Source organism: Pseudorhodoferax sp. Leaf274 (assembly GCF_001422445.1).
In the GTDB taxonomy this organism is placed as follows: Bacteria; Pseudomonadota; Gammaproteobacteria; order Burkholderiales; family Burkholderiaceae_C; genus Pseudorhodoferax.
Genome location: NZ_LMNA01000008.1, coordinates 48,593 through 69,974, shown reverse-complemented (window position 1 = coordinate 69,974; position 21,382 = coordinate 48,593). Strand labels below are relative to the sequence as shown.

Below are 21,382 nucleotides of genomic sequence, written 5' to 3'. Positions count from 1 at the left end.
TCGCGGGCGGAGACCGACCGCCCATGAACCTTGCCGTCCTGCTCGACCAAGCCGCCACCCGCCACGCCGGCCTGCCCGCCGTGTGCCTGGGCACCGAGACGCTGTGGACCTTCGCGCAGTTGCATGCGCGCGTGGGCGCGATCGCCGCGGCGCTGCGCGCCGACCATGCGCCCGGTGCGCGCATCGCGCTGTGTTCGGAGAACCGGCCTGAGTATGTGGAGCTGCTGTTCGGCATCTGGGCCGCAGGCCTGGTGGCGGTGCCCGTCAACTACAAGCTGCATGCGCGCGAGGTGCGGCAGATCGTCGAGGACGCCGGGGCCGCGCTGGCGTTCGCCTCGCCCGGGCTGGCACCGGACCTGCAGCAGGCCCTGCCGTGCCCGGTGATCGCGCTGGACGGCGCGGCCTACCGCGCGCTGCTGGCGCCGGCCCCGCTGCAGATCGCGCCGGTGGCGGCCGATGCGCTGGCCTGGCTGTTCTACACCAGCGGCACCACCGGCCGGTCCAAGGGCGCGATGCTCACGCATGGCAACCTCCTGGCCATGGCGGTGGCGCACCTGGCCGACATCGAGCCCGAACTCGGCCCGCAGTGCAGCCAGTTGCATGGCGCGCCGATGTCGCACGGCTCGGGCCTGTACCTGCTGCCCTCGCTGGCGCGCGGCGCGCGCCAGGTGGTGCCGGCGTCCCATGGCTTCGAGCCCGACGAGTTCCTGGCCCTGTGCGACACGCACCCCGGCAGCGGCGCGTTCCTGGCGCCGACCATGGTGCAGCGCCTGCGCGAGGCGCTGGCCGCGCGCGGTGGCCGGCGGCCGCGGCAGCTGCGCTGCATCGTCTACGGCGGCGGGCCCATGTACCTGCAGGAGTTGCGCCGCGCGATGGACGCGTTCGGCCCCGTGTTCGCGCAGATCTATGGCCAGGGCGAGACGCCGATGACCATCACCGGCCTCACGCGCGCAGACCACGGCAGCGCCGACGCGCAGCAGCTGGCTTCGGTCGGCTGGCCGCGCAGCGGCACGGAGGTGGCCATCCTCGGTGCGCAGGGGGCGCCGCTGCCGGCCGGCGAGCCCGGCGAGATCGCCGTGCGTGGCGCCACGGTCATGGCCGGCTACTGGCGCAACCCCGAAGCCACCGCACAGGCGCTGCCGCAGGGCGCTGGCGGCTGGCTGTGGACGGGCGACATCGGCGTGCTGGACCACGGCGGCCGGCTCAGCCTGCGCGACCGTTCCAAGGACGTGGTGATCAGCGGCGGCTCCAACATCTACCCGCGCGAGGTGGAAGAGGTGCTGCTCACGCACCCGGGCGTGGCCGAGGCCTGCGTGGTCGGCGCGCCGGATGCGCAGTGGGGCGAGGTGGTGGTGGCCTATGTCGTCGTGGCGCCTGGCCTGCCGCAGGACGCGGCGGCGCTCGACGCCCACTGCCTGGCGCACATCGCGCGGTTCAAGCGGCCCAAGCGCTATGTCTTCGTCGACGCGCTGCCCAAGAACAGCTACGGCAAGGTGCTCAAGCGCGCGCTGCGCGAGCTGGATGCACAGCGCGAGGCGCCGCAGGGCTGAGCCCGCGCGCGCAGGGCGCTTCTTCAGATGGCGTCGTCGTCGCCGGTGCCTTCGATGGGGTCGTCGTCGCTCTCGCCGTCCTCGTCGGCCAGGGTGGGCACCTCGTCCAGCGCATCCTGGCTGCCGCCCAGGCCGGGCGTGACGATGCGGTCGGGCAGGATGTCGGCGTTGGCGCGGCCGTCATCGCCGGTGGCCGATGCGCGCTCGCCAGTGCCGGTCGAGTCGCTGTCGGAATCGTGGTCGGTCACCACCGCGCCCCATTCGGCGGGGTTGTCGGCACCCGTGGCCATCGGGCGTTCGCCCTGCACATCGCTGCCGCTGTCGGACGTGTCGCTCGGGCCCAGCATGTCGACGTCGGCGCCGCTGGGTCGGGTGGCGGGCGTCTCTCCGCCCATGATGCTGCTGCGTGCCATGGTATTGCTCCTAGTTTGCGTGCCCACAGCCTAGTGCCGCCCGGTGCGCCTCGCTGTAGGTGGTGGCGTGAGCGGACGTAGGAAGGGCGCGGCTTGTGGGCACGGCGTTGTGGGGTGGCACCTGGGCCGACGGGCGCGCGCGGCGCCGTCCGAAGCCGCCGTCGCGCCGCCCACGCCAGCATCGGAGCAAGCCACCCCATCCACAGGAGAACCGCATGCCCCGCAAGACCGACGCCCGCCCAGCCGACGACACCGCGCGCAAGCAGCAGCGCATCCAGCGCGAGCAGGACCATGCCGACGCCGAGGCGCGCGCGCAAGCCAAGGGCCAGCCCTCCAGCGGCGCGGCGAAGCAGCGCAAGGCCGTGGCGCCCGGACCGCACCGCGAGGAACCGGCGCCGCCCATGCCGCGCCAGCACCTGGCCAAGCCCGGCCATGAGGCCGAGATGGCGCAAAAGCCGCGCTTCGATGCGCCGCACTACCAGGGCAGCGGCAAGCTGTCTGGCTTCGCCACGCTGGTGACGGGCGGCGACTCGGGCATCGGCCGCGCCGTGGCGGTGCTGTACGCGCGCGAAGGCGCGGACGTGGCCATCGTCTACCTCAACGAGCACGATGACGCCGTGCGCACGCGCCAACTGGTCGAGGCCGAGGGCGGGCGCTGCCTGCTGATCCCCGGCGACGTGAAGGACCCGCAGTTCTGCCGCGACGCGGTCGCCAAGACCGTGCACGCCTTCGGCAAGCTCGACGTGCTGGTCAACAACGCGGCCTTCCAGGAGCATGCGCTGGCCATCGAGGACCTGAGCGAGGAGCGCTTCGACGAGACGCTGCGCACCAACGTGTATGGCTACTTCCACATGGCCAAGGCGGCCGTGCCGCACCTGCGGCGCGGTGCCAGCATCGTCAACTGCGGCTCGGTGACGGGGCTCAAGGGCAGCAAGCACCTGCTGGACTATTCGGCGACCAAGGGCGCGATCCACGCGTTCACGATGTCGCTGGCGGCCAACCTCATGGACAAGGGCATCCGCGTGAACGCGGTGGCGCCGGGCCCGGTGTGGACGCCGCTGAACCCGGCCGACAAGCCGGCCGACGAGATCGAACAGTTCGGCGCCGGCACCGACATGGGCCGCCCGGCGCAGCCCGAGGAGATCTCGCCGGCCTTCGTGTTCCTGGCCGCGCCGTGCTGCTCCAGCTACATCAGCGGCATCGTGCTGCCCATCACGGGCTCGGTCGGCTGATCCGCGCCAGCAGGCCGTCCACGCCGCGGTCGATGAGGTCGAAGGCGTGGACGAAGTCCTGCGCGCCGCCATACCAGGGGTCGGGCACGTCCTCGCCCGCATGGCCCGCGGCGAAGTCCAGCATCAGCGCGATCTGCGCATGCGCGCCGGCGGGTGCCTGGCGGCGCAGCGCGGCGCAATGCGCCTGCGTCATGCCGACGATCCAGTCGAAGTGCGCGAAGTCGTCGCGCCGCACCTGGCGTGCGCAATGCGCATGGGCGGGCACGCCGCGCCGCTTCAATTCCGCCGCGGCGCGGCGGTCGAACGGGTTGCCGCGCTCCTCGTCGGAAATGGCAGCGCTGTCCACCTCCAATTGCAGGCCGGCAGCGCCGGCCTTGTGGACCAGCAGCGCCTGTGCCGTGGGCGAGCGGCAGATGTTGCCGGTGCAGATGAAGAGGACGCTGGGGCGGTGTGCGGCGGGCATGCCGCATTGTGGCGCGCGGCCTCCGTGCGCCGCCTTGCGCGGGCCGTGCGGACGGCCCGTCACCACACGGTGCGCGGATCGGCGACCTGCCATTGCCGCTCTTGCCGCCACGGGCGCAGCGTCCGGATCGCCGCGTCGAAGCGGTGCGCGGCGATGTCGCGGCCCAGTGCACCGAGGTCCTGCCCCAGCATGGCTTCCAGTGCCGCGCGGTGCGCCTCGAAATAACCCACGGCCGCGCTGTCGCGCCTGTCCAGCAGCGCGGCCAGTTGCTCGAAGCTGGGCTGCGCGGCGTCCTCGCCCGCGGCGGCCGTCGGCAGCACCTGGCCTGCGGCGGCCACGCGCGCCCCCGGGCCGACCAGCCAGCGCAGCAGGCACCGCCACAGGTCGACGGGGCGGATCGGCTTGGACAGGAAATCGTCCATGCCGGCTTCCATGCAGCTGGCGCGGTCCGCGGCCATGGCGTTGGCCGTCATGGCGACGATGGGCAGCCGGCCGTGCGCGGGCAGCGACCGGATCGCGCGCGTGGCGTCGATGCCGTCCATCACCGGCATCTGCATGTCCATCAGCACGAGGTCGAAGCGCCCGGTGGCGGCCAGCGCCACGGCGGCCCGGCCGTCCGGTGCCACCTCGACCGTCATGCCGACCTCGTGCAGCAGCGCGCAGGCGATCTCCTGGTTCAGCGGGTTGTCCTCGGCCAGCAGCGCGTGGAAGCTGCGCAGGGCCGCGAAGGCTGCCGCGTCGTCTGCATCGGCTGCATCGAGGCGGCCGGCGGTTCGCGCGGGGCCGCCGACCAGGCGCAGCATCGTGTCCTGCAACGCGGAGCCGGCGACGGGCTTGTGCAGGATCTCGTGTACACCGAGGGCTGCCACGGCGGCCTGCACCCCGTCGTCGTCATGGTCGGTCAGCACCGCGCAGTGCGGTGGCGGCCGCAGGTCCAGGCCCGCGATGGCGCGCAGCAGCGCCAGGCCGTCCATCTGCGGCATCTGCCAGTCCGCCAGCACGACGGCGTACGGAACGCCCGCGGCGGCTGCCGTGCGCAGTGCCGCCAGCGCCGCCTGGCCGCTGCCGGCCGGGTCGGCCACGAAGCCCAGCCGGTGCAGCCGGTCGCGCAACGCGCTGCGCGCGTGCGCGTTGTCGTCGACCAGCAGCACGCGGCAGCGCTGCGCCAGCGCCTGCGGGATGGCTGGTGCAAGTGGCGTGCCCACGTCCAGCCGCGCCGTGAACCAGAACCGCGAGCCGGCGCCCGGCAGGCTCTCGACGCCGACCGCACCGCCCATGAGTTCGGCCAGGCTCTTGCTGATGGCCAGGCCCAGCCCCGTGCCGCCGAAGCGGCGCGTGGTCGACTGGTCCCCCTGCGAGAAACTCTGGAACAGCTGGGCGATCTGCGCCGGCGCGAGGCCGATGCCGGTGTCGTGCACGTCGAAGTGCAGCAACACCTGGCCTTCTCCCCGCTCGGCCACCCGCACGCGCACGCGCACCTCGCCGCGCTCGGTGAACTTGATGGCGTTGGTCGTGTAGTTGATGAGCACCTGGCCCAGGCGCAGCGGGTCGCCGCGCAGCTGCAGCGGAACGTCCGGGTCCACCGCCACGACCAGCTCCAGGCCCTTGCCGGCCGCCTTGCCGCCCACCACGGTGGACAGGTCCTGCAGGACCTGGTCGAGGTCGACATCGGTGTGCTCGATGCGCAGCTGGCCGGCCTCCACCTTGGAGAAGTCCAGGATGTCGTTGAGGATGCCGAGCAGGTGCCGCGCCGCGTCCTGGACCTTGTGCAGTTGCTCGCGCTGGCGCGCGTCGGTCGCCGATTTCATGGCCAGGTAGCCCATGCCCATGATGGCGTTGATGGGCGTGCGGATCTCGTGGCTCATGTTGGCCAGGAACTGGCCCTTGCTGGCCGCGGCATCCTCCGCGCGTTCCTTGGCCTGGCGCAGCGCGTGCGCCTGTTCGTGCAGTGCGCGGGTGCGCTCGCCCACCTGGCGCTCCAGGTCCGCCGACAGCTCGCGCAGCGCCTGTTCCATGGCCTTGCGCTCGGTGATGTCGCTGGCGATGCTGGCCACGCCCGCGACGCTGCCATCGGGCCGGCGGATCGGGAAGCGCCGCGTGAGCAGCACCTGCGTGCGCCCGTCGGCATCGCGCGATTCCTCGGACTCGCGCAGCTGCAGCGACTCCATGACATCGCGGTCCTGCTGCAGCAGGTCGGGCGCCGCGCCGGGCCACACCTGCGCGGGTGTCTTGCCCTGCAGCTGCCCGGGCGCCATGCCGACCGCACGCGCGTACGCGCGGTTGACGAACATGAAGCGGCCGGCCAGGTCGCGCGCGTAGACGGTGGCGGGCAGCTGGTCGATCAGCATCTGGTTGAGCTTGAGCAAGGCCCGCGCCTCGGTCTGCACGCCCAGGCTGAACACCATGAGCATCAGCGGGAGCACGAACACGCCCGGTGGCGGGATGTCCAGCGTGCCGAAGCGTGCGAGCACGGCCACCGCGGTGCTGCAGGCGAACAGCGCCAGTCCCAGGCGGATCCAGGGCGCGCCGGGCCGCGGCTCCATCTTGCGCAGGGCGAACGCGCCATAGCCGACGACGACGAAGATCGCCAGCGTGCCGGGCAGCGCCCACAGGCTGGGCGGGCCGACGGCCCGTGTCCAGCGCTCGCCCCAGGGCAGCACCATGTCCTGCAGCTCCGGCAGGGCCGAGTGCACGATGGTGTAGGGCTGCACCCAGTTCATGCACCAGGACGCGATGAACACGGCGCTGGTGGGCCACAGCACCCAGCGCGGCCGCACGCCGGTGTAGATGGCGATGAACCACAGCAGGCACAGGTACACCGCGCCGACCATGGCCAGGTTGAAGCGCGACACGGCCAGGAAGGACTGCACGTCGCGCGAGGCCGCCATGCGGACGTAGCCCAAGTTGCCGGCGACGATGAACAGGCACAGCAAGGCCAGCAGGAACTGCGCGAGCCGCAGGCGCGGCAGGTTGTTCTCGGCAAAGTGGCTCAGCGCGCCGAACGCGCAGAAGCCGGTCACCAGGTACAGCGCTGGCTCCAGGACTGAAATGGAACACCTCCTGTCTGTGCTGCGCGGCACGCCTGGACGCGCGTTGCGGGGTGCACCAACACGGCCATGGGGTGCGATGTGCTGTCCCGCCCAGGGGCGCCGAGTCCGGCGCGGGGCCGGGCCAGTATCGCCCAGGCACCGGCACGAGGCCAGTGCCGCTGGACCGGCGCCCCGCCGGTGCTGGCATGCTTGCGCCCTTGGACCGCGGGCATGGCCCCTGCGTCAGCCCGGCCCCGTGATTCTTCTGGAAGGACCCTGCCCATGAACCATCCCGCCCCCGGCGCCGACATCGTCCGCGCCTTCACCCCCACCGGCCGCCTGCGCGCGTCCATCAACCTGGGCAATCCCATCCTGGCCGGCCGCGACGCCGAAGGCCAGGCCAAGGGCGTGTCGGTCGACCTGGCACGCGCGTTCGCGCAGCGGCTGGGCGTGGCGCTGGACCTCATGGTGTTCGACACGGCCGGCAAGTCGGTCGATGCGGTCAAGGCCGGCGAGGCCGACATCGGCTTCTTCGCCATCGACCCGTTGCGCGGCGAGGGCATCCGTTTCACGGCGCCCTATGTGCTGATCGAGGGCTGCTACCTGGTGCGCGCCGGCTCGGAACTGCAGCGCAACGAAGAGGTGGACGCAGCGGGCCGCACCGTCATGGTGGGCAAGGGCAGCGCCTACGACCTGTTCCTCACGCGCGAGCTGAAGGCCGCGACCATCCTGCGCGCACCGAGTTCGCCGGCCGTGGTGCAGAGCTTCCTGGACGAGGACGCCGAGGTGGCGGCCGGCGTGAAGCAGCAGCTCGAGGCCGACGCCGCACGGCTGGGCGGCCTGCGCCTGCTGCCCGGCTGCTTCATGGTGATCCAGCAGGCCATGGGCGTGCCGGCGGACCGCGGCGCCGCGGCGCAGGCCACGCTGGCGGCTTTCGTGGAAGAGATGAAGGCCGGCGGCTTCGTGGCCGAGGCGCTGCGGCGCCACGGCATCCAGGGTGCCGCGGTGGCGCCGGCTAGCCCTTGACCGAGGTGGGGGCCGGCTCCGTGGGCGAGCCCGGCAGGTTGCGCATCGAGCCGTACTGCTTGGCGTACAGCCAGGTGAACTCGGCCCCCATCAGGAACACCTGGGCCGAGTAGTAGACCCAGACGAAGATCACGATCAGCGAGCCGGCCGCGCCGAAGCTGGACGCCACGCCGCTCTTGCCGATGTACAGCCCGATCAGGAAGCGGCCGACCGTGAACAGCAGCGCCGTGGCGGCCGCGCCGATCCACACGTCGTACCAGCGCACGTGCACGCGCGGCATGATCTTGTAGATCATCGCGAACACGCCCGTGGTGAGCGCGAAGCCCAGCACGATGTTGATGAGCTGGGCCAGCACCTCCCAGCCCATGAAGGCATCGCCCCACCACTTGCCCAGCGCCGAGACCACGGCGCCCAGCACCAGCGAGACCATCAGCAGGAAAGCGATGCCCAGCACCATGCCGAAGGACAGCAGCCGCGTGTGCAGCAGGTTCCACAGGCCGCCCGAGTCGTTGCGCGCGGGCGCGCGCCAGATGCGGTCGAGCGCGTTCTGCAGCTCGCCGAACACGGTGGTGGCGCCGATCAGCAGCACGCCCAGGCCGATCAGCGTGGAGACGATGCCCTGCGCGGGCTTGTTGACGCTGGCCAGCAGCGTCTCCAGCGTCTTGGCGGCGTCCGCGCCCATGAGGCCGGCCAGCTGGCCGAACAGCTCGCCGCGCGCGGCTTCCTCGCCGAACACGAGTCCGGCTACAGAGATCACGATCAGCAGCAGCGGCGCCATCGAGAACACGCTGTAGTACGACAGGGCGGCCCCCATGCTGGGCGCATAGTCGTCGGACCAGGACTGCACCGCCTGCTTGCACAGCGCCAGCCATTGCTTGAAGGTGGGCAGGATGGGACGGTCGGGCACCGGGCGGTGCGTGGCAGGGGAGGCGTTGGGAACGGTGCTCATGGGGGTGCTCGCGTGGAGGTGTTCAGGGCTTGGCGCGGGTGGACGGTGCGGCAGCCTTGGCGGCCGGGCCGGCGGCGGCCAGCAGCTGCTGGCAGTCGGTGTCCTGGCCCGGGCCGGTCTCGATCAAGGGTAGCAGGGCGGCCAGCGGGTTGACCAGCGCCAGCGCCACGGCGCCGCCGCCGCGCAGGGCCAGGCCGGCCTTGTCGAGCGCGTAGTCGGGCGAGCGCAGGCTGCCGTACACGCGCACCGGCGTGCGCAGCGACAGGATGCCGGCTTTCTTGGGCTTCGGTGCGATGGTCAGGTCGAAGCGCTCGCGGTCCAGGTCGAAGGTGCCGTCGCCCTCGATGCGCGTGTCGGCCGTGTCGATCACGAACACGTCCGACTTGCCCTGGCCGTCCTTGACGTTGAACGAGACGGCGCCGCAGTTGATCGGGATGGGCTTGTCGCCGCCCATCAGCAGCGTGAGGATCTTGCCGCCGTTCAAGCCCGAGACGGCGTCGAGCAGGTTGGACACCTGGCCCTGCGACAGCGCTGCCTGCACCTGGCCGTCGGCCTTGGCGGCCAGGTCGGCGATGGAGTTGCCGCTGGCGCTGAGCTTGGCGCGTGCGCCCATGGCGCCGCTGGACGGCGCCAGCCGCGGCGAGGGCGGCACCAGCCGCGCCAGCTTGAGCCGGCGCGCCGTGATGTCCACCTCGGCACGCAGCGTGGGCTGCTGCGCGTTGAGCAGCATGGTCGAGCGCACTTCGCCATCGGCCAGGTCCACGTCGAAGGGCTGCAGCTTGAGCACGGCGTCCGTCAGGTTCAGGCCCACGCGCAGGTTCTGCAGCGCGATGAAGTCGGGCGCGTCGATGTGGTCCACGCGCAACTCGGCCTCGGCGTCGATGGCCTTGAAGCGCCCGCCCTCGAACTTGCCCGAGGGCAGCAGCCGCTCGCCCTGCACCGTGCCCGTGGGCAGCGCGCGGCCGCCGCTGGTCTGCTTCTCCTTGGCCTGGGCCTGGGCGCGCGTCTGCGTCTCGGCCTGCGTGAGCGGGCGCGCGTCCTTGGTCTCCTTGGTCGTCAGGCCCACCAGCGGGCCCAGGTCGGGCAGGTACAGCAGCTTGCTGTGCAGCTTGGTCGTCAACAGCGGACGGGGTTCGCGCTGCACGTAGGCGGCTTCGCCGGCGACGTCGGTCTTGCCGATGCGGCCCTGGATGTCCTGCATGGCGTAGCGGTTGCCCTCGAGCTTCAGGTGGCCCGACAGCCGGTAGGGCGGCGAGGCCGGCAACGGCAGCAGCAGAAAGGGGTAGAGGTTGGCCAGCGTGCTGCCGGCGATGTTCAGCCGCACGTCGATGCCGCTGATGCTGGCGGCGTCGGCGACCGTGCCCTCGACATCCAGCCGCGTGGTGCCGGCCACGAGCCGGCCCTGGATCGGGAACGGGATGTTGGACTCCTGGAAGCTCAGCACATCGCCGGTCTGGGCCTGGCCGCTGAACTTGGCGTCGTGGTAGGTGCCGGCAAAGCGGTAGCGGGTGGTGTAGCGCGCGTTGCCGGCGGTTCCGGAACTGAGCGGCTGGGCCTTGGCGTCGTCGGCCTTGGCCGCGGCGGCGGGGTCGAAGGTGTCCACGTCGATGCCCAGCTCCAGCGGGATGGCGCGGTCCACGTACTTCAGCTGGCCCTGGGTGACCGACAGGCTGGAGATGCGCAGGCGGCTCGGCTCGCTGGCCTGCGACGGCTCGGTGAGCACCCAGTTGCGCCGCTCGTCCTTGGCCTTCTCGAAGTTCAATTCGGCCCGGTCGAGCGCCACGCGGGGAACGAACACCTTGCCGTCCCACAGGTCGCGCAGCGACACGGAAAACTCCAGCCTGCCGATGCGCGCCATGGGCTTGTCGCCCGTGGCATCGGCCCATCCGGCGTTGGCGAAGTACACGTCGTCCAGCTGGATCACCGGGTTCCAGCCCAGCTTCACGTCCAGGTGCGAACTGTCGAAGCGGCGCTGCGTCTTCTCGGTGATGGCGCGGTTCATCGGCCCGCGCAGCCAGTCCCAGTCGAACAGCAGCACGAACACCACGATCGCGCCCAGCAGGGCCAACAGGATCTTCGTGCCGCGACCGGGAGAGAAACCACGCATGGGGACTAGCCTACGGCCCGCACGCCTGCACGGGCGGCGGCCCCGGCGGCGCCATCGCGGCAGTGCAGGGCGGGAGCTGCTGTCAGACGGCGCCGACAACAATGGCCGCTGGGGCAAGCCGCTAAGCTCTGCATCCTTTTGCAAGCTGCAACCATGGAGACATTGGCATGCCGTCCCTGACGGGCACCTGGCTCGGCGTGGCCTGCGGCATGGCCGCTGGCGCCGCCTGGGGCCTGGTGTTCCTGGCGCCCGAGCTGGCGCCCGAATTCAACCCGCTGCAGCTGTCTGCTGCGCGCTACCTGGCCTACGGGCTGATCGCGGGCGTGCTGCTGCTGCCGCGCTGGCCGGCGCTGCGCCCGCATGTGGGCCGGCGCGACTGGCGTGCGCTGTTCTGGCTGAGCCTGCTGGGCAACAGCCTGTACTACGTGCTGCTGGCAAGCGCCGTGCAGCTGGGTGGCATGGCCATGACCTCGCTGGTGATCGGCTTCCTGCCCGTGGCCGTGACCTGGGTCGGCAGCCGCGGGCCCGATGCCGTGGCGCTGCGGCGGCTGGCGCCGGCCTTGTTGCTGGGCCTGGCGGGCGTGGCCTGCATCGCCTGGGAATCGCTCGCGCGCGCGTCGGACGTGCCGCAGGCGCAGCGCTGGCTGGGCTTCGCCTGCGCGGTCGGCGCGCTGGTGTCGTGGTCCAGCTACGCCGTGGGCAACAGCCGGCAGCTGGCGCGGCTGCAGGGCGTGTCGGCGCACGACTGGAGCCTGTTGACGGGCGTGGTCACGGGCGCGCAGGCGCTGGTGCTGGCGGTGCCGGCCTTCGTGCTGGCCGACCTCGCGCTGCAGCCGGGCGCGGCGTGGTGGCGCTTCGTCGGCGTGTCGGCCGGCGTGGCGCTGCTGGCCTCGGTGCTGGGCAACGCGCTGTGGAACCAGGCCAGCCGGCTGCTGCCGCTCACGCTGGTCGGCCAGATGGTGGTGTTCGAGACGCTGTTCGCGCTGCTCTACGGCTTCCTGTGGGAGAAGCGCTGGCCCACGGCCTGGGAGTGGGCCGCCATGGTGCTGGTGACGGCCGCCGTGCTCTCGTGCATCTCGGCGCACCGGGCGCCTGCGCCTGTGGACGAGATGCATCCATGAGCGGGGCGATCCTATGAGCTATGGTCTGCTCGCAGATGCGGTGCTGGTGCTGCACGTGGCCATCGTGCTGTTCGTGGTCGGCGGGCTGCTGCTCGTGGTCGCCGGCAACCTGGCGGGCTGGCGCTGGGTCAACCACTGGTGGCTGCGGCTGCTGCACCTGGGCGCCATCGCTTTCGTGGTTGCCGAGGCCTGGCTGGGCATCACCTGCCCGCTGACGACCTGGGAGATCGCACTGCGCGTGGCGGCCGGGCAGGACGCCTATGCCGGCGGCTTCCTGCAGCATTGGCTGCACCGGCTGCTGTACTGGGACGCGCCCGCCTGGGTGTTCACGCTGGCCTACACGGTGTTCGCGCTCGCGGTGGTCGGGGCCTGGTGGCGCTGGCCGCCACGGCGGGCGGACTGAGCGGGTGGGCGCAACGCGTTGCATCCGGTAGAACGAATAGAGCGTTGTTTTTTCGGCACGATGCGCAGGGCATGCGCAGATGGCATGCCAAAATTGCAAATGTGAATGGTTCGCATTGTTTTTGCGATCCAGGATTCTTGCAGCGCGACCGCTTCTCGCGGTCAGTCTTTTCTTCTCCGGTGAACATGTACTCCTCCATTGGTCGCTCCTCCCGCGCCGAGCATTGCTTCGCGCCCACTCCTCTCGCCCGCCTGATCCGTCAATGCGTGGGTGCTGGCTTTGCCATTGCCGCAGTGGGCGCTGCTGCACAGGCCACACCGGGTTCGACGCTGGAGCAGGTGACCGTGACCGACCAGGCGCAGGCCATCGGCAACCTGCAGAAGACCTATTCCGGCGGGCAGCTGGCCCGCGGCGGCGACCTGGGCATCCTGGGCCGCACCGACCTCATGAACGTGCCGTTCAGCACGACGAATTACACGTCGGAACTGATCGAGAACCAGCAGGCGTTGACCATCTCGGACGTCGTCATGAACGACGCCTCGGTGCGGACGCTGCAGGCGCGTGGCGGTTACGGCGATGACTTCCAGATCCGCGGTTTTTCCGTCTCCGTTCGCGACGTCGCCATGAACGGCCTCTACGGCCTGTCGCCATCGACCCGCATGCCGCTGGAAATGATCGAACGTGTCGAGGTGCTCAAGGGCCCTGGCGCCTTCACGAACGGCACGGGCCCCAGTGGCAGCATCGGCGGGGGAATCAACGTGGTGACCAAGCGCGCGGGCGACGTGCCGCTCACACGCCTGACCGCCACCTACATGGGCAAGGCGCAGTTCGGTACGCACCTGGACGTGGGCCGACGCTTTGGCGAAGAAAACCAATGGGGCGTACGGGCCAACGCCGTCTGGCGCAACGGCGAAGGCAACATCGATGACGGCCGCCAGCGCCTGGGCCTGGGCTCGTTGGGGATCGACTACGCCGGTTCGCGCCTGCGTTGGTCGTTTGACGCGCTGGCCACCAGCGGCCGGACCAACGAGTTCCGCCCGCAGAGTGCGTTCCTTGCAGGCATCACGCAGGTACCGTCCGTCCCGGATGCGCGCCAGAGCTTCTACCCGGGCGCGCAGTTGACAGACAAGGCCAAGACCGTCATTTCGCGGCTCGACTACGACATCAACGACACCACCACGTTCTATGCCGGTATCGGCTACAGCGATGTGTCCAGCGATCAAAACTTCCCGACCGCAGCATCGCGCATCAACGCGCAGGGTGACTTCACCGTTCGCAACGGCTACTACGACGAATACAACAAGACGACCTCCGGTGACATCGGCCTGCGCACGCGGTTCAAGACCGGCGCCGTCGGCCACACGCTGGTGCTGGCCGCCAACCGCATGGAGCGCGAGAGCGGCTACTTCTACCAGCTGACTCCCGTCGCCACCGCGGCTCCTTCCAACATCTACAACCCGTCGCCCCTGCCGACGATCACGTTCCCGCGCAACGCGCCGAGCAAAACTGGTGAACTGGAGCAATCGAGCCTCGCGGTCGCCGACACCATGGCGTTCTTCGGCGACCGCGTCCTGGCCACGCTGGGCGTTCGCAACCAGAACGTGAACCAGAAGAGCGCCACCGGCGTCTCCACCTATGACGAGAGCGCCATCACACCGCTGGTCGGCCTGGTGTTCAAGGTTCAGCAGAACGTGTCGGTGTACGCCAACTACACGGCCGGCCTGCAGCCCGGCGGCGTTGCGGGTGCATCCACGGCCAATGCCGGCCAGGTCTTCGCGCCACAGAAGTCCAAGCAGTACGAAGTCGGCGCCAAGGCGGACTGGGGCCGTTTGTTCACGCAGGTCGCGGTCTACCAGATCACTCGGCCAAACTCCGTGACCGATCCGGTCACCAACGTCTACAGCTTTGGCGGCGAGCAACGCAACCGTGGCCTGGAGCTCACCGCCTACGGCGAGGTGTTGAAGGGCCTGCGTGCGATGGCCAGCGCATCGTTCAACGATGCCAAGCTCACCAAGACGCAGGGTGGATTGAACCAGGGCAACGACGCCAACGGCGTGCCGGACCGTACCTTCAACTTCGGACTCGACTGGGACACCCCCTGGGTACCGGGCCTGAGCCTGAACGGTCGGGTGATCAACACGTCTTCGCTGTACTACGACGCTGCCAACCTGCTGCGCATGCCTGGTTGGACGCGCGTGGACATCGGCGCCCGCTACGCGACCAAGCTGGCCAACAAGCCAGTGGTGTTCCGCGCCAACCTGGAAAACGTTGCGGACAAGGCCTACTGGGTCACCACCACGGGTTACGCCACCGTCGGCGCCCCTCGCACGCTGATGCTGTCGGCCCAGGTCGACTTCTGAGCCCCTTCACCTGCCGGCCGCGCGCCGGCAGGCCCAGGCTGCGCGTTCAGGGCCCCGTCGCCCCCACCCGCCACACCGCATTGCCCACGTCGTCGGCCACCAGCAGCCCGCCGCGCTGGTCCAGCGCCACCCCCACCGGGCGCCCCAGCGCCTTGCCGTCGGCGCTCAGGAAACCCGTCAGCACGTCGCGTGGCAGCCCTTGCGGCCGGCCGTCGACGAAGGACACGAAGACCACCTTGTAGCCGCTCGGCGGCTTGCGGTTCCACGAGCCGTGGTTGCCGATGAAGGCGCCGGTGCCGAAGTTGCCGGCCAGCGCGGTCTTGTCGGCCATGGCCAGCCCCAGCGGCGCCACGTGCGCGCCGATCGCGTAGTCGGGCGCCTTGGCCTTGGCCACCATGTCGGGCCGCGGCGGTTGCACGCGCTCGTCCACATGCTGGCCGAAGTAGCTCCAGGGCCAGCCGTAGAAGGCGCCATCTTCCACCGACGTCAGGTAGTCGGGCACCAGGTCGTTGCCCAGCTCGTCGCGCTCGTTCACCACGGTCCACAGCTTGCCGCTGCCGGGCTCCCAGGCCAGGCCGTTCGGGTTGCGCAGGCCGGAGGCGAAGACGCGGTGCTGGCCCGTCCTGGCATCCACCTCCCAGATGGCGGCGCGGCCTTCCTCGTTCTCCAGGCCGTTCTCGCCGATGTTGCTGTTCGAGCCCACCGTCACGTAGAGCTTGCTGCCGTCGGCGCTGGCGATCAGGTTCTTCGTCCAGTGGTGGTTGATCTTCGAGGGCAGTTCGACGAGCCGGGTCGGCGTGGCGGTGATCTGCATCTGGCCCAGCTGGTAGGGCACCTTGACCACGGCATCGGCGTTGGCGATGAACAGCGTCTCGCCCACCAGCGCCATGCCGAAGGGCGAGGTCAGGCCCTGCAGCAGCACGCTGCGCACCTCGGCCACGCCGTCGCCATCGGCATCGCGCAGCAGCGTGATGCGGTCGGCGCTGGGCACGGCGGCGCCGGCGCGTTTCATGAACAGGCCCTGCACCCAGTCGCGGATGGAGGGCGTCTTGCCTTCGCCTGCGTTGGCGGGCTTGTTGCTCTCGGCCACCAGCACGTCGCCGTTGGGCAGGGTGGTGATCCAGCGCGGGTGGTCCAGGCCCCGCGCGAAGGCGGTGACCACCATGCCCGGTGCCGGCTTGGGCGTGGCGTCTGCAGGCCAGCCCTGCACCGGTGCCACCTTGACGGTGGGGATCAGGCTGGTGCTGGGCGTGGGCAACTGCGGCGCGGTGCCGGCCACGCCGGTCTCGGGCAGACGCGAGGTCTCGCCGCAGCCGGTCAGCAGGGCCAGAGCGCCGATCGCGCAGAGTGCAGGAAGGGTGGCGCGCCGGTGCGGCGCCGGCAGGGTGAAGGTGTTGTGGTGAGACGATGGCATGGCGCGAGGTTCACCGCTGCGCCCGCCGCGGTCTGCCGGTGTGCAGGCAGGCGCGCTGTAGTCCGCCGCGCGCAGGTCAGCCCAGCAGCCGGCGGATCGCGTTGAGCAGCACCTGCGGCTCGAACGGCTTGGCCACGTGCACGTCGAAGCCGGCCTGCAGCGCCATGGCGCGGTCGTCCGGGCGGCCGAAGGCCGTCAGCGCGATGGCGGGCAGCCGTGGCAGGTCCTGCCGGGCCTCCAGCGCGCGCCACTGGCCGATCAGCGCGTAGCCGTCCTTGCCGGGCAGCCCGATGTCGCTCAGCAGCAGGTCGGGGCGGTGCGCCTGCAGTGCCGCCAGGCCGCTGTCGTAGTCGCCGGCGATGGCCACCTGGGCGCCGCGGTCCTCCAGGATGTGGCCCAGCATCTCGGCCGCGTCGCGGTCGTCCTCCACCACCAGCACCTGCCGGCCGCTCAGGCCGGCCAGTGCGGCGTCGTCCAGCGCGCCGAGCATCGAATCGGGCGCGGCTTCGCCTTCGGCCGCCGGCACTTCCACCGGCAGCCACACGCGCACCGTGGTCCCGGCGTCCAGGCCCGGGCTGGTCAGCGCGACACCGCCGCCATGCAGCTCGGCCAGGTGCTTGACGATGGACAGTCCCAGCCCCAGCCCGCCGTTGGCACGCTTGCCCGGGGCCTCGCTCTGCGTGAACTTCTCGAACACGCGGTCGATGAAGGCCGGGGCGATGCCCCTGCCCGTGTCCTCCACCGTCAGTTCCAGCAGCTCCGCGTTGCGCTGCAGGGCCACACGCACGCTGCCGCCCGGGTGCGAGAACTTGATCGCGTTGTTGAAGATGTTCCAGAAGATCTGTTGGAAGCGCGCCGGGTCCAGCAGCACCGGGCCGGTGGCCTGCGCGTCCAGCACCAGCCGCAGCTGGCGGCTGTCGAGCTGCTGGCGCATCGCGTCGATGGACGACTGCACCAGCGCGGCCGGGTCGGTCGCCTCGCGCTGCAGCGCCAGCTTGCCCGAGTTGATGCGCGAGACGTCCAGGATGTCCGAGATGATGCGCGCCTGCGTCTGCGCGTTGCGGCGGATCGCGTCCAGCCCCTTGGCGATGTCCGGCGCCTGCGCCTTGCGCAGCAGCACGTGCACGTTCATGAGGATCGCGTTGAGCGGGTTGCGCAGCTCGTGCGAGAGCACGGCGACGAAGTCGTCCTTGGTGCGGCTGTGGCGCTCGGCGTTGGCGCGCGCCACCTGCTCGCGCTCCAGCAGCAGCTGCTTGTAGCGCTGCTCGGTCTCGCGCAGCTGCTCCTCGGCGATGCGCGCGCGGATCAGCGCCTGCAGCGTGGCCACCAGGATGGCCGGCTCCACCGGGTGCTCCAGGTAGGCGTCGGCGCCCGAGTTCAGGCCCGCCACCTTGTCCGAACTCTCGACGTAGGTGGCCGACAGGTGCAGCACCGGCAGCACCACCGTCTCGGGCAACTCGCGCAGCATGCGGCAGACGGTGAAGCCGTCGATGTCGGGCAGGTGCACGTCCAGCACCACGGCCGAGATGCCGCCGGCGCGGGCCCGGTCCAGGCCCTCTGCGCCGGTCATCGCCTCCACCGTCTTGAAGCCCGCCGCGTGCAGGATGCGGCAGGTGGAATAGCGCGTGGCGGGCGTGTCGTCCACCACCAGCACCAGGTGTTCGGCGCGGTCGATGGTGCTGCTGAGCTTGTGCATGCAGCGTTCCTTCAGGAAGAGGCGTCGCCGGCCGGGGGCGCGGCCCCCAGCGGAATGCGCACGTGGAAGGTCGAGCCCTGGTCCGGTGCGCTCTCCATGCCCACGCTGCCGCCCAGCAGCTCGGCCAGCCGCTTGGAGAGCGACAGGCCCAGGCCGGTGCCGCGCAGGCTCTTCTGGATCGGCGAATCGATCTGCGAGAAGTCCTGGAAGATGGCGCCGTGGTACTCGGCGGCGATGCCGATGCCGGTGTCCGCCACGGCGAACTGCACCCAGTCCTGGCCGTCGTGCGCCAGGCGCTGCGCCGACACGCGCACCTCGCCGCGCTGCGTGAACTTGAGCGCGTTGCTGATGTAGTTGCGCAGGATCTGCGCCAGCTTGCGGTCGTCGCTGAAGATCTGCGGCACGTCCACCGGGTCCTCGAAGATCAGCGAGACGGCGGGGTTGGTCAGCACCGGCTTGAACATGCCGCGCAGCGCCGCGAACAGGTCGACCATGTCGAACCAGCCCGGCGACACGTCGATCCGGCCGGCCTCCACCTTGGCCAGGTCCAGCAGGTCGTTGACGATCTCGGAGAACTCCTGCGCGTTCTGGTGGATGAACTGCACCTGGCGTTCCTGCTCGGTCGTCAGCGGCCCGTCCAGCCGGTCCAGCAGCAGCCGCGTCATGCTCTGGATCGCGCCCAGCGGCGTGCGGAACTCGTGGCTCATGTAGGCCAGGAAGCGGCTCTTGAGCTCGTTGGCGTGGCGCAGTTCTTCGGCCTGGGTGTCCAGCTCGGCGTACAGCGCCAGCACGCCGCGGTTGGTCTCTTCCAGCTCTTCGGACAGCTGGGCCACCTGCGCCTGCGCGGCGGCCAGCTGCCCGGCCAGGTCGGCGTCATCGGCCATGGGTATTCCTTTGCAGCACGACCACGGTGGCATCGTCGCGGCCGCGCAGGTTGCCGCGCAGCAGCCAGCCGGCCATCAGCGAAGGGTCGCGCGCCACCAGCGGCGCCAGCGGCTCGGCCTGCCAGCGGGTTTGCAGGCCGTCGCTGTGCAGCACGGCCACCGCGTGCGGTGGCCAGTCGGCGCGCACCGGCTCGAAGCGGCGCACCTGCACGCCCAGCGTGCCGTTCTGCGGCGCCAGGGTCTTGCTGTGCGTGCCCGAGACCAGCCTCGATGCGATGTTGCCGGCGCCGGCCAGCTGCAGGCTGCCGGCCTCCAGCAAGGCCAGCGAGGCGGCGGCGCCGCGCGTGATGCGCAGTGCCGCGTGCATTCGTTCGAGCTGGCCCGCCAGCGCCGCGAACGGCGCGTTGGCGAACTGCGCCACCGCGGCCTGCGCCGCCTCGGCCGCATGGGGGCCGTGGCCCAGTCCATCGGCCAGCAGCACGGCCGCGCGCGCGCCGTCCAGCGCCAGCGCCCAGGCATCGCCGCACACCAGCTCGCCGGGCGCGCACAGCGTCAGCGCCCCCCAGCGGAAGGCCGCGGGCGGCCGCCGCAGCCCCTCGGGCCGCACACGCGCCAGCACCACGGTGCCCACGCCGGGCTCGGAGTGCAGGTCGAAGTCGCTGGCCAGCCGCCGCACGGCGCCCAGGCCCGTGCCCGGCGTGCCGCCGGTGGAAAAGCCGTCGGCCAGCGCGCGCGCCGTGTCGGCGATGCCGGGGCCGTCGTCCAGTGCCAGCACCTCGACCTCGGGCTGGCCCTGCTGGCGCTGGGCGATCAGCAGCCGGCCGGCCTTGGCATGGCGCACGAGGTTGTTGCCCATCTCGGTGACCACCAGCGCGAGGCGGCCGGCCGCGGTGTCGTCCAGGCCCAGGCGCTGCGCCAGCAGCGCCGCATGGCGGCGCGCCTCGCCGACTCGGCTGGCGTCGCCCATCGGGAACAGGGTATGCGGCGTGCCGGCCTGGATCACTTCCATCGTGTCACGCTCACGCAGGTGCCCGCCCCCACGCTGGACTGGATGTCGAACTCGTGCACCAGCCGCCGGCTGCCCGACAGGCCCAGGCCCATGCCCTTGCCCGATGTCCAGCCGTCGGTCAGCGCCTGCGCGATGTCGGCGATGCCCGGGCCCTGGTCGACGAAGCGCAGGCGCAGGCCGCGCTTGATGCCCTGTTCCACGATGTCCCAGGCCATCTCGCCGCCGCCGCCGTAGGTCACGGTGTTGCGCGACAGCTCGCTGGCCGCCGTGATCATCTTGGTCTGGTCGACCAGCGAGAAGCCCAGCTGCTGCGTGAGCTTGCGCACCAGCTGGCGGCTGGCCACGATGTCAGGCTCGCTGCGCAGGGCCAGCAGGCCGCTCGGATCAACCGGGGTCACGCTGGTCTCCGTCGACGGCGTGCGCCAGCAGCTGCATGCCGCGCCGCACGTTCAGCGCCGTCTTCACGCCGTCCAGGGACAGGCCCAGCTCCACCAGCGTGATGGCCACGGCCGGCTGCATGCCCACCACGACGGTGTTGGCGTCGAGCACGCGCGCGATGCCCGAGATCGAGGCCAGCATGCGGCCGACGAAGGAGTCGACGATCTCCAGCGCCGAGATGTCGATCAGCACGCCGTCGGCGCCGGTCGTCTCGATCCGGGACGCCAGGTCATCCTGCAGCTGCAGCGCGGTCTGGTCCTCCAGGTCGACCTGGATGGTGACCAGCAGCGCGCTGCCCATCTGCAGGATCGGGATGCGGTACATGGCGCGGCCTAGGCGGTGCGCGCCACGTTCCAGCCGCCGCGCTTGAGCGCCAGCGCCAGCGCCGCCGCGAGGCTGGACTTGGTGGTCACGCCCTGCAGGTCTACGCCCAGGTGCACGATGGTCTGCGCGATCTGCGGGCGCACGCCGCTGATGATGCAGTCCGCGCCCATCAGGCGGATTGCCGTCACGGTCTTGAGCAGGTGCTGCGCAACCAGCGTGTCCACGGTCGGCACGCCGGTGATGTCGATGATGGCCAGCTCCGATTCGGTGTCGACGATCTTTTGCAGCAGCGCTTCCATCACCATCTGCGTGCGGCTGGAGTCCAGCGTGCCGATCATCGGCACGGCCAGCACGCCTTCCCACAGCTTGATGACCGGCGTGGACAGCTCCAGCAGCTCCTCCTGCTGGCGGTTGATCAGCTCCTCGCGCGTGCGCTGGAAGGCCGTGGCCGTCCACTGCGCCATGGTGTCGAGCTTGGTGGTCACGCTCAGCACCGCTTCCAGCAGCGTCTGGGTGTCCTTGCCCAGGCGCTGCTGCAGCGCGGTGAAGATCGGCAGCTTGAGCGCCAGCACGAAGGCGCTGGTGTCGCCGGCGGACTGGCCCTGCGCGGCGCGCGAGGCCGACAGCGCCTCGAGCAGCTGGCGCGCGCCGGCCCAGCCATCGGCCTGCATGTCGTCGGGCGTGCCGCTCTGCAGGGCTTCCTGCAGCGCGTCGAACAGTTCCTCGGCCTCCTGCCGCGTGGCGGTGCTGGCGCGCCCGCCGTGGGTGGCGGCCGTCCAGGCCTTGAGCAGGGCGGTGCGCTCGTCCTGCAACAGGGCAAGCAGTGTCTGGGCATGGGAAGCCATGGAGGTCCTCGGTAGTTGTTGTAGTGCCGGCGGCGCACTGGGGGGCTCGCCAGTGATGTTGACACACAAATTCTAGGGGTGGCGTAGGGGCATACGGCGGGGGCACCCCAAGACGCGGC

18 protein-coding genes are annotated in these 21,382 nt (G+C 70.9%); 6 read left to right on the top strand and 12 right to left on the bottom strand.

Features of this window, described 5'->3' with window-relative positions; genetic code table 11:
* Window positions 1-23 precede the first annotated feature (23 nt).
* A complete protein-coding gene (locus ASF44_RS12275) occupies window positions 24-1,550 on the top strand; it encodes an AMP-binding protein (RefSeq protein WP_056899513.1) in 1,527 nt (508 codons plus the stop codon).
* 23 nt (window positions 1,551-1,573) lie between these two features.
* Here ASF44_RS12275 and ASF44_RS12270 read toward each other — a convergent pair whose 3' ends face one another.
* Complete coding sequence (locus ASF44_RS12270) at window positions 1,574-1,963, bottom strand: hypothetical protein (RefSeq protein ID WP_056899512.1); 390 nt, start codon at window positions 1,961-1,963, stop codon at window positions 1,574-1,576.
* A gap of 215 nt (window positions 1,964-2,178) precedes the next feature.
* Here ASF44_RS12270 and ASF44_RS12265 point away from each other — a divergent pair, with 215 nt between their 5' ends.
* Entirely contained in the window at window positions 2,179-3,195 is a 1,017-nt protein-coding gene (locus ASF44_RS12265) for an SDR family oxidoreductase (protein ID WP_056899511.1), read from the top strand.
* Here the strand turns inward: ASF44_RS12265 and ASF44_RS12260 are convergent.
* Window positions 3,176-3,658 carry a low molecular weight protein-tyrosine-phosphatase gene (locus tag ASF44_RS12260; RefSeq protein WP_056899510.1) on the bottom strand — a complete coding sequence of 161 codons (483 nt, stop codon included), beginning with the start codon at window positions 3,656-3,658 and terminating at the stop codon, window positions 3,176-3,178. The genes ASF44_RS12265 and ASF44_RS12260 overlap by 20 nt on opposite strands.
* A 59-nt stretch (window positions 3,659-3,717) precedes the next feature.
* On the bottom strand, window positions 3,718-6,678 hold the full coding sequence (locus ASF44_RS12255) for a response regulator (protein WP_056899509.1): 2,961 nt from the start codon (window positions 6,676-6,678) through the stop codon (window positions 3,718-3,720).
* A 291-nt stretch (window positions 6,679-6,969) separates the two neighbouring features.
* On the opposite strand from ASF44_RS12255, the gene ASF44_RS12250 reads away from it, so the two are divergent.
* Complete coding sequence (locus tag ASF44_RS12250) at window positions 6,970-7,713, top strand: ABC transporter substrate-binding protein (RefSeq protein ID WP_056899508.1); 744 nt, start codon at window positions 6,970-6,972, stop codon at window positions 7,711-7,713.
* On the opposite strand, the gene ASF44_RS12245 is transcribed toward ASF44_RS12250, so the two are convergent.
* Together ASF44_RS12245 and ASF44_RS12240 are read right to left on the bottom strand one after the other, a co-directional pair.
* A complete protein-coding gene (locus ASF44_RS12245; RefSeq protein ID WP_082524724.1) occupies window positions 7,703-8,662 on the bottom strand; it encodes a YihY/virulence factor BrkB family protein in 960 nt (319 codons plus the stop codon). The two genes, ASF44_RS12250 and ASF44_RS12245, sit on opposite strands and share 11 nt — an antisense overlap.
* 22 nt (window positions 8,663-8,684) lie before the next feature.
* Window positions 8,685-10,769 carry an AsmA family protein gene (locus ASF44_RS12240; RefSeq protein ID WP_082524723.1) on the bottom strand — a complete coding sequence of 695 codons (2,085 nt, stop codon included), beginning with the start codon at window positions 10,767-10,769 and terminating at the stop codon, window positions 8,685-8,687.
* A 167-nt stretch (window positions 10,770-10,936) separates the two neighbouring features.
* On the opposite strand from ASF44_RS12240, the gene ASF44_RS12235 reads away from it, so the two are divergent.
* From ASF44_RS12235 to ASF44_RS12225, 3 genes are all read left to right on the top strand, one after another.
* Window positions 10,937-11,890: a DMT family transporter gene (locus ASF44_RS12235; protein ID WP_056899506.1), complete on the top strand. Its 954-nt coding sequence runs from the start codon at window positions 10,937-10,939 to the stop codon at window positions 11,888-11,890.
* 13 nt (window positions 11,891-11,903) lie between these two features.
* Complete coding sequence (locus ASF44_RS12230; RefSeq protein ID WP_056899505.1) at window positions 11,904-12,293, top strand: DUF2784 domain-containing protein; 390 nt, start codon at window positions 11,904-11,906, stop codon at window positions 12,291-12,293.
* A gap of 185 nt (window positions 12,294-12,478) precedes the next feature.
* On the top strand, window positions 12,479-14,653 hold the full coding sequence (locus tag ASF44_RS12225; protein ID WP_056899504.1) for a TonB-dependent siderophore receptor: 2,175 nt from the start codon (window positions 12,479-12,481) through the stop codon (window positions 14,651-14,653).
* A 46-nt stretch (window positions 14,654-14,699) separates the two neighbouring features.
* Here the strand turns inward: ASF44_RS12225 and ASF44_RS12220 are convergent, their stop codons facing one another.
* The 7 genes from ASF44_RS12220 to ASF44_RS12190 all read right to left on the bottom strand — a co-directional run bounded on the left by ASF44_RS12220 (window position 14,700) and on the right by ASF44_RS12190 (window position 21,263).
* The gene (locus tag ASF44_RS12220; RefSeq protein ID WP_082524722.1) at window positions 14,700-16,067 is read right to left on the bottom strand and encodes a sorbosone dehydrogenase family protein; all 1,368 of its coding nucleotides are present in this window, start codon (window positions 16,065-16,067) and stop codon (window positions 14,700-14,702) included.
* Window positions 16,068-16,143: 76 nt separating this feature from the next.
* Window positions 16,144-17,763, bottom strand: a complete 1,620-nt coding sequence (locus ASF44_RS12215) for a response regulator (RefSeq protein WP_056899503.1) — start codon at window positions 17,761-17,763, stop codon at window positions 16,144-16,146.
* Between the two features lie 11 nt (window positions 17,764-17,774).
* Window positions 17,775-18,647, bottom strand: a complete 873-nt coding sequence (locus ASF44_RS12210) for a sensor histidine kinase KdpD (protein WP_056899502.1) — start codon at window positions 18,645-18,647, stop codon at window positions 17,775-17,777.
* On the bottom strand, window positions 18,637-19,656 hold the full coding sequence (locus tag ASF44_RS12205) for an ATP-binding protein (RefSeq protein ID WP_056899501.1): 1,020 nt from the start codon (window positions 19,654-19,656) through the stop codon (window positions 18,637-18,639). The genes ASF44_RS12210 and ASF44_RS12205 overlap by 11 nt, the downstream gene beginning before the upstream one ends.
* Window positions 19,647-20,054: an anti-sigma regulatory factor gene (locus tag ASF44_RS12200; RefSeq protein ID WP_056899500.1), complete on the bottom strand. Its 408-nt coding sequence runs from the start codon at window positions 20,052-20,054 to the stop codon at window positions 19,647-19,649. The genes ASF44_RS12205 and ASF44_RS12200 overlap by 10 nt, the downstream gene beginning before the upstream one ends.
* Window positions 20,041-20,418 carry an STAS domain-containing protein gene (locus ASF44_RS12195; RefSeq protein WP_056899499.1) on the bottom strand — a complete coding sequence of 126 codons (378 nt, stop codon included), beginning with the start codon at window positions 20,416-20,418 and terminating at the stop codon, window positions 20,041-20,043. The genes ASF44_RS12200 and ASF44_RS12195 overlap by 14 nt, the downstream gene beginning before the upstream one ends.
* An 8-nt stretch (window positions 20,419-20,426) precedes the next feature.
* The gene (locus tag ASF44_RS12190; RefSeq protein WP_056899498.1) at window positions 20,427-21,263 is read right to left on the bottom strand and encodes an STAS domain-containing protein; all 837 of its coding nucleotides are present in this window, start codon (window positions 21,261-21,263) and stop codon (window positions 20,427-20,429) included.
* Window positions 21,264-21,382 lie beyond the last annotated feature (119 nt).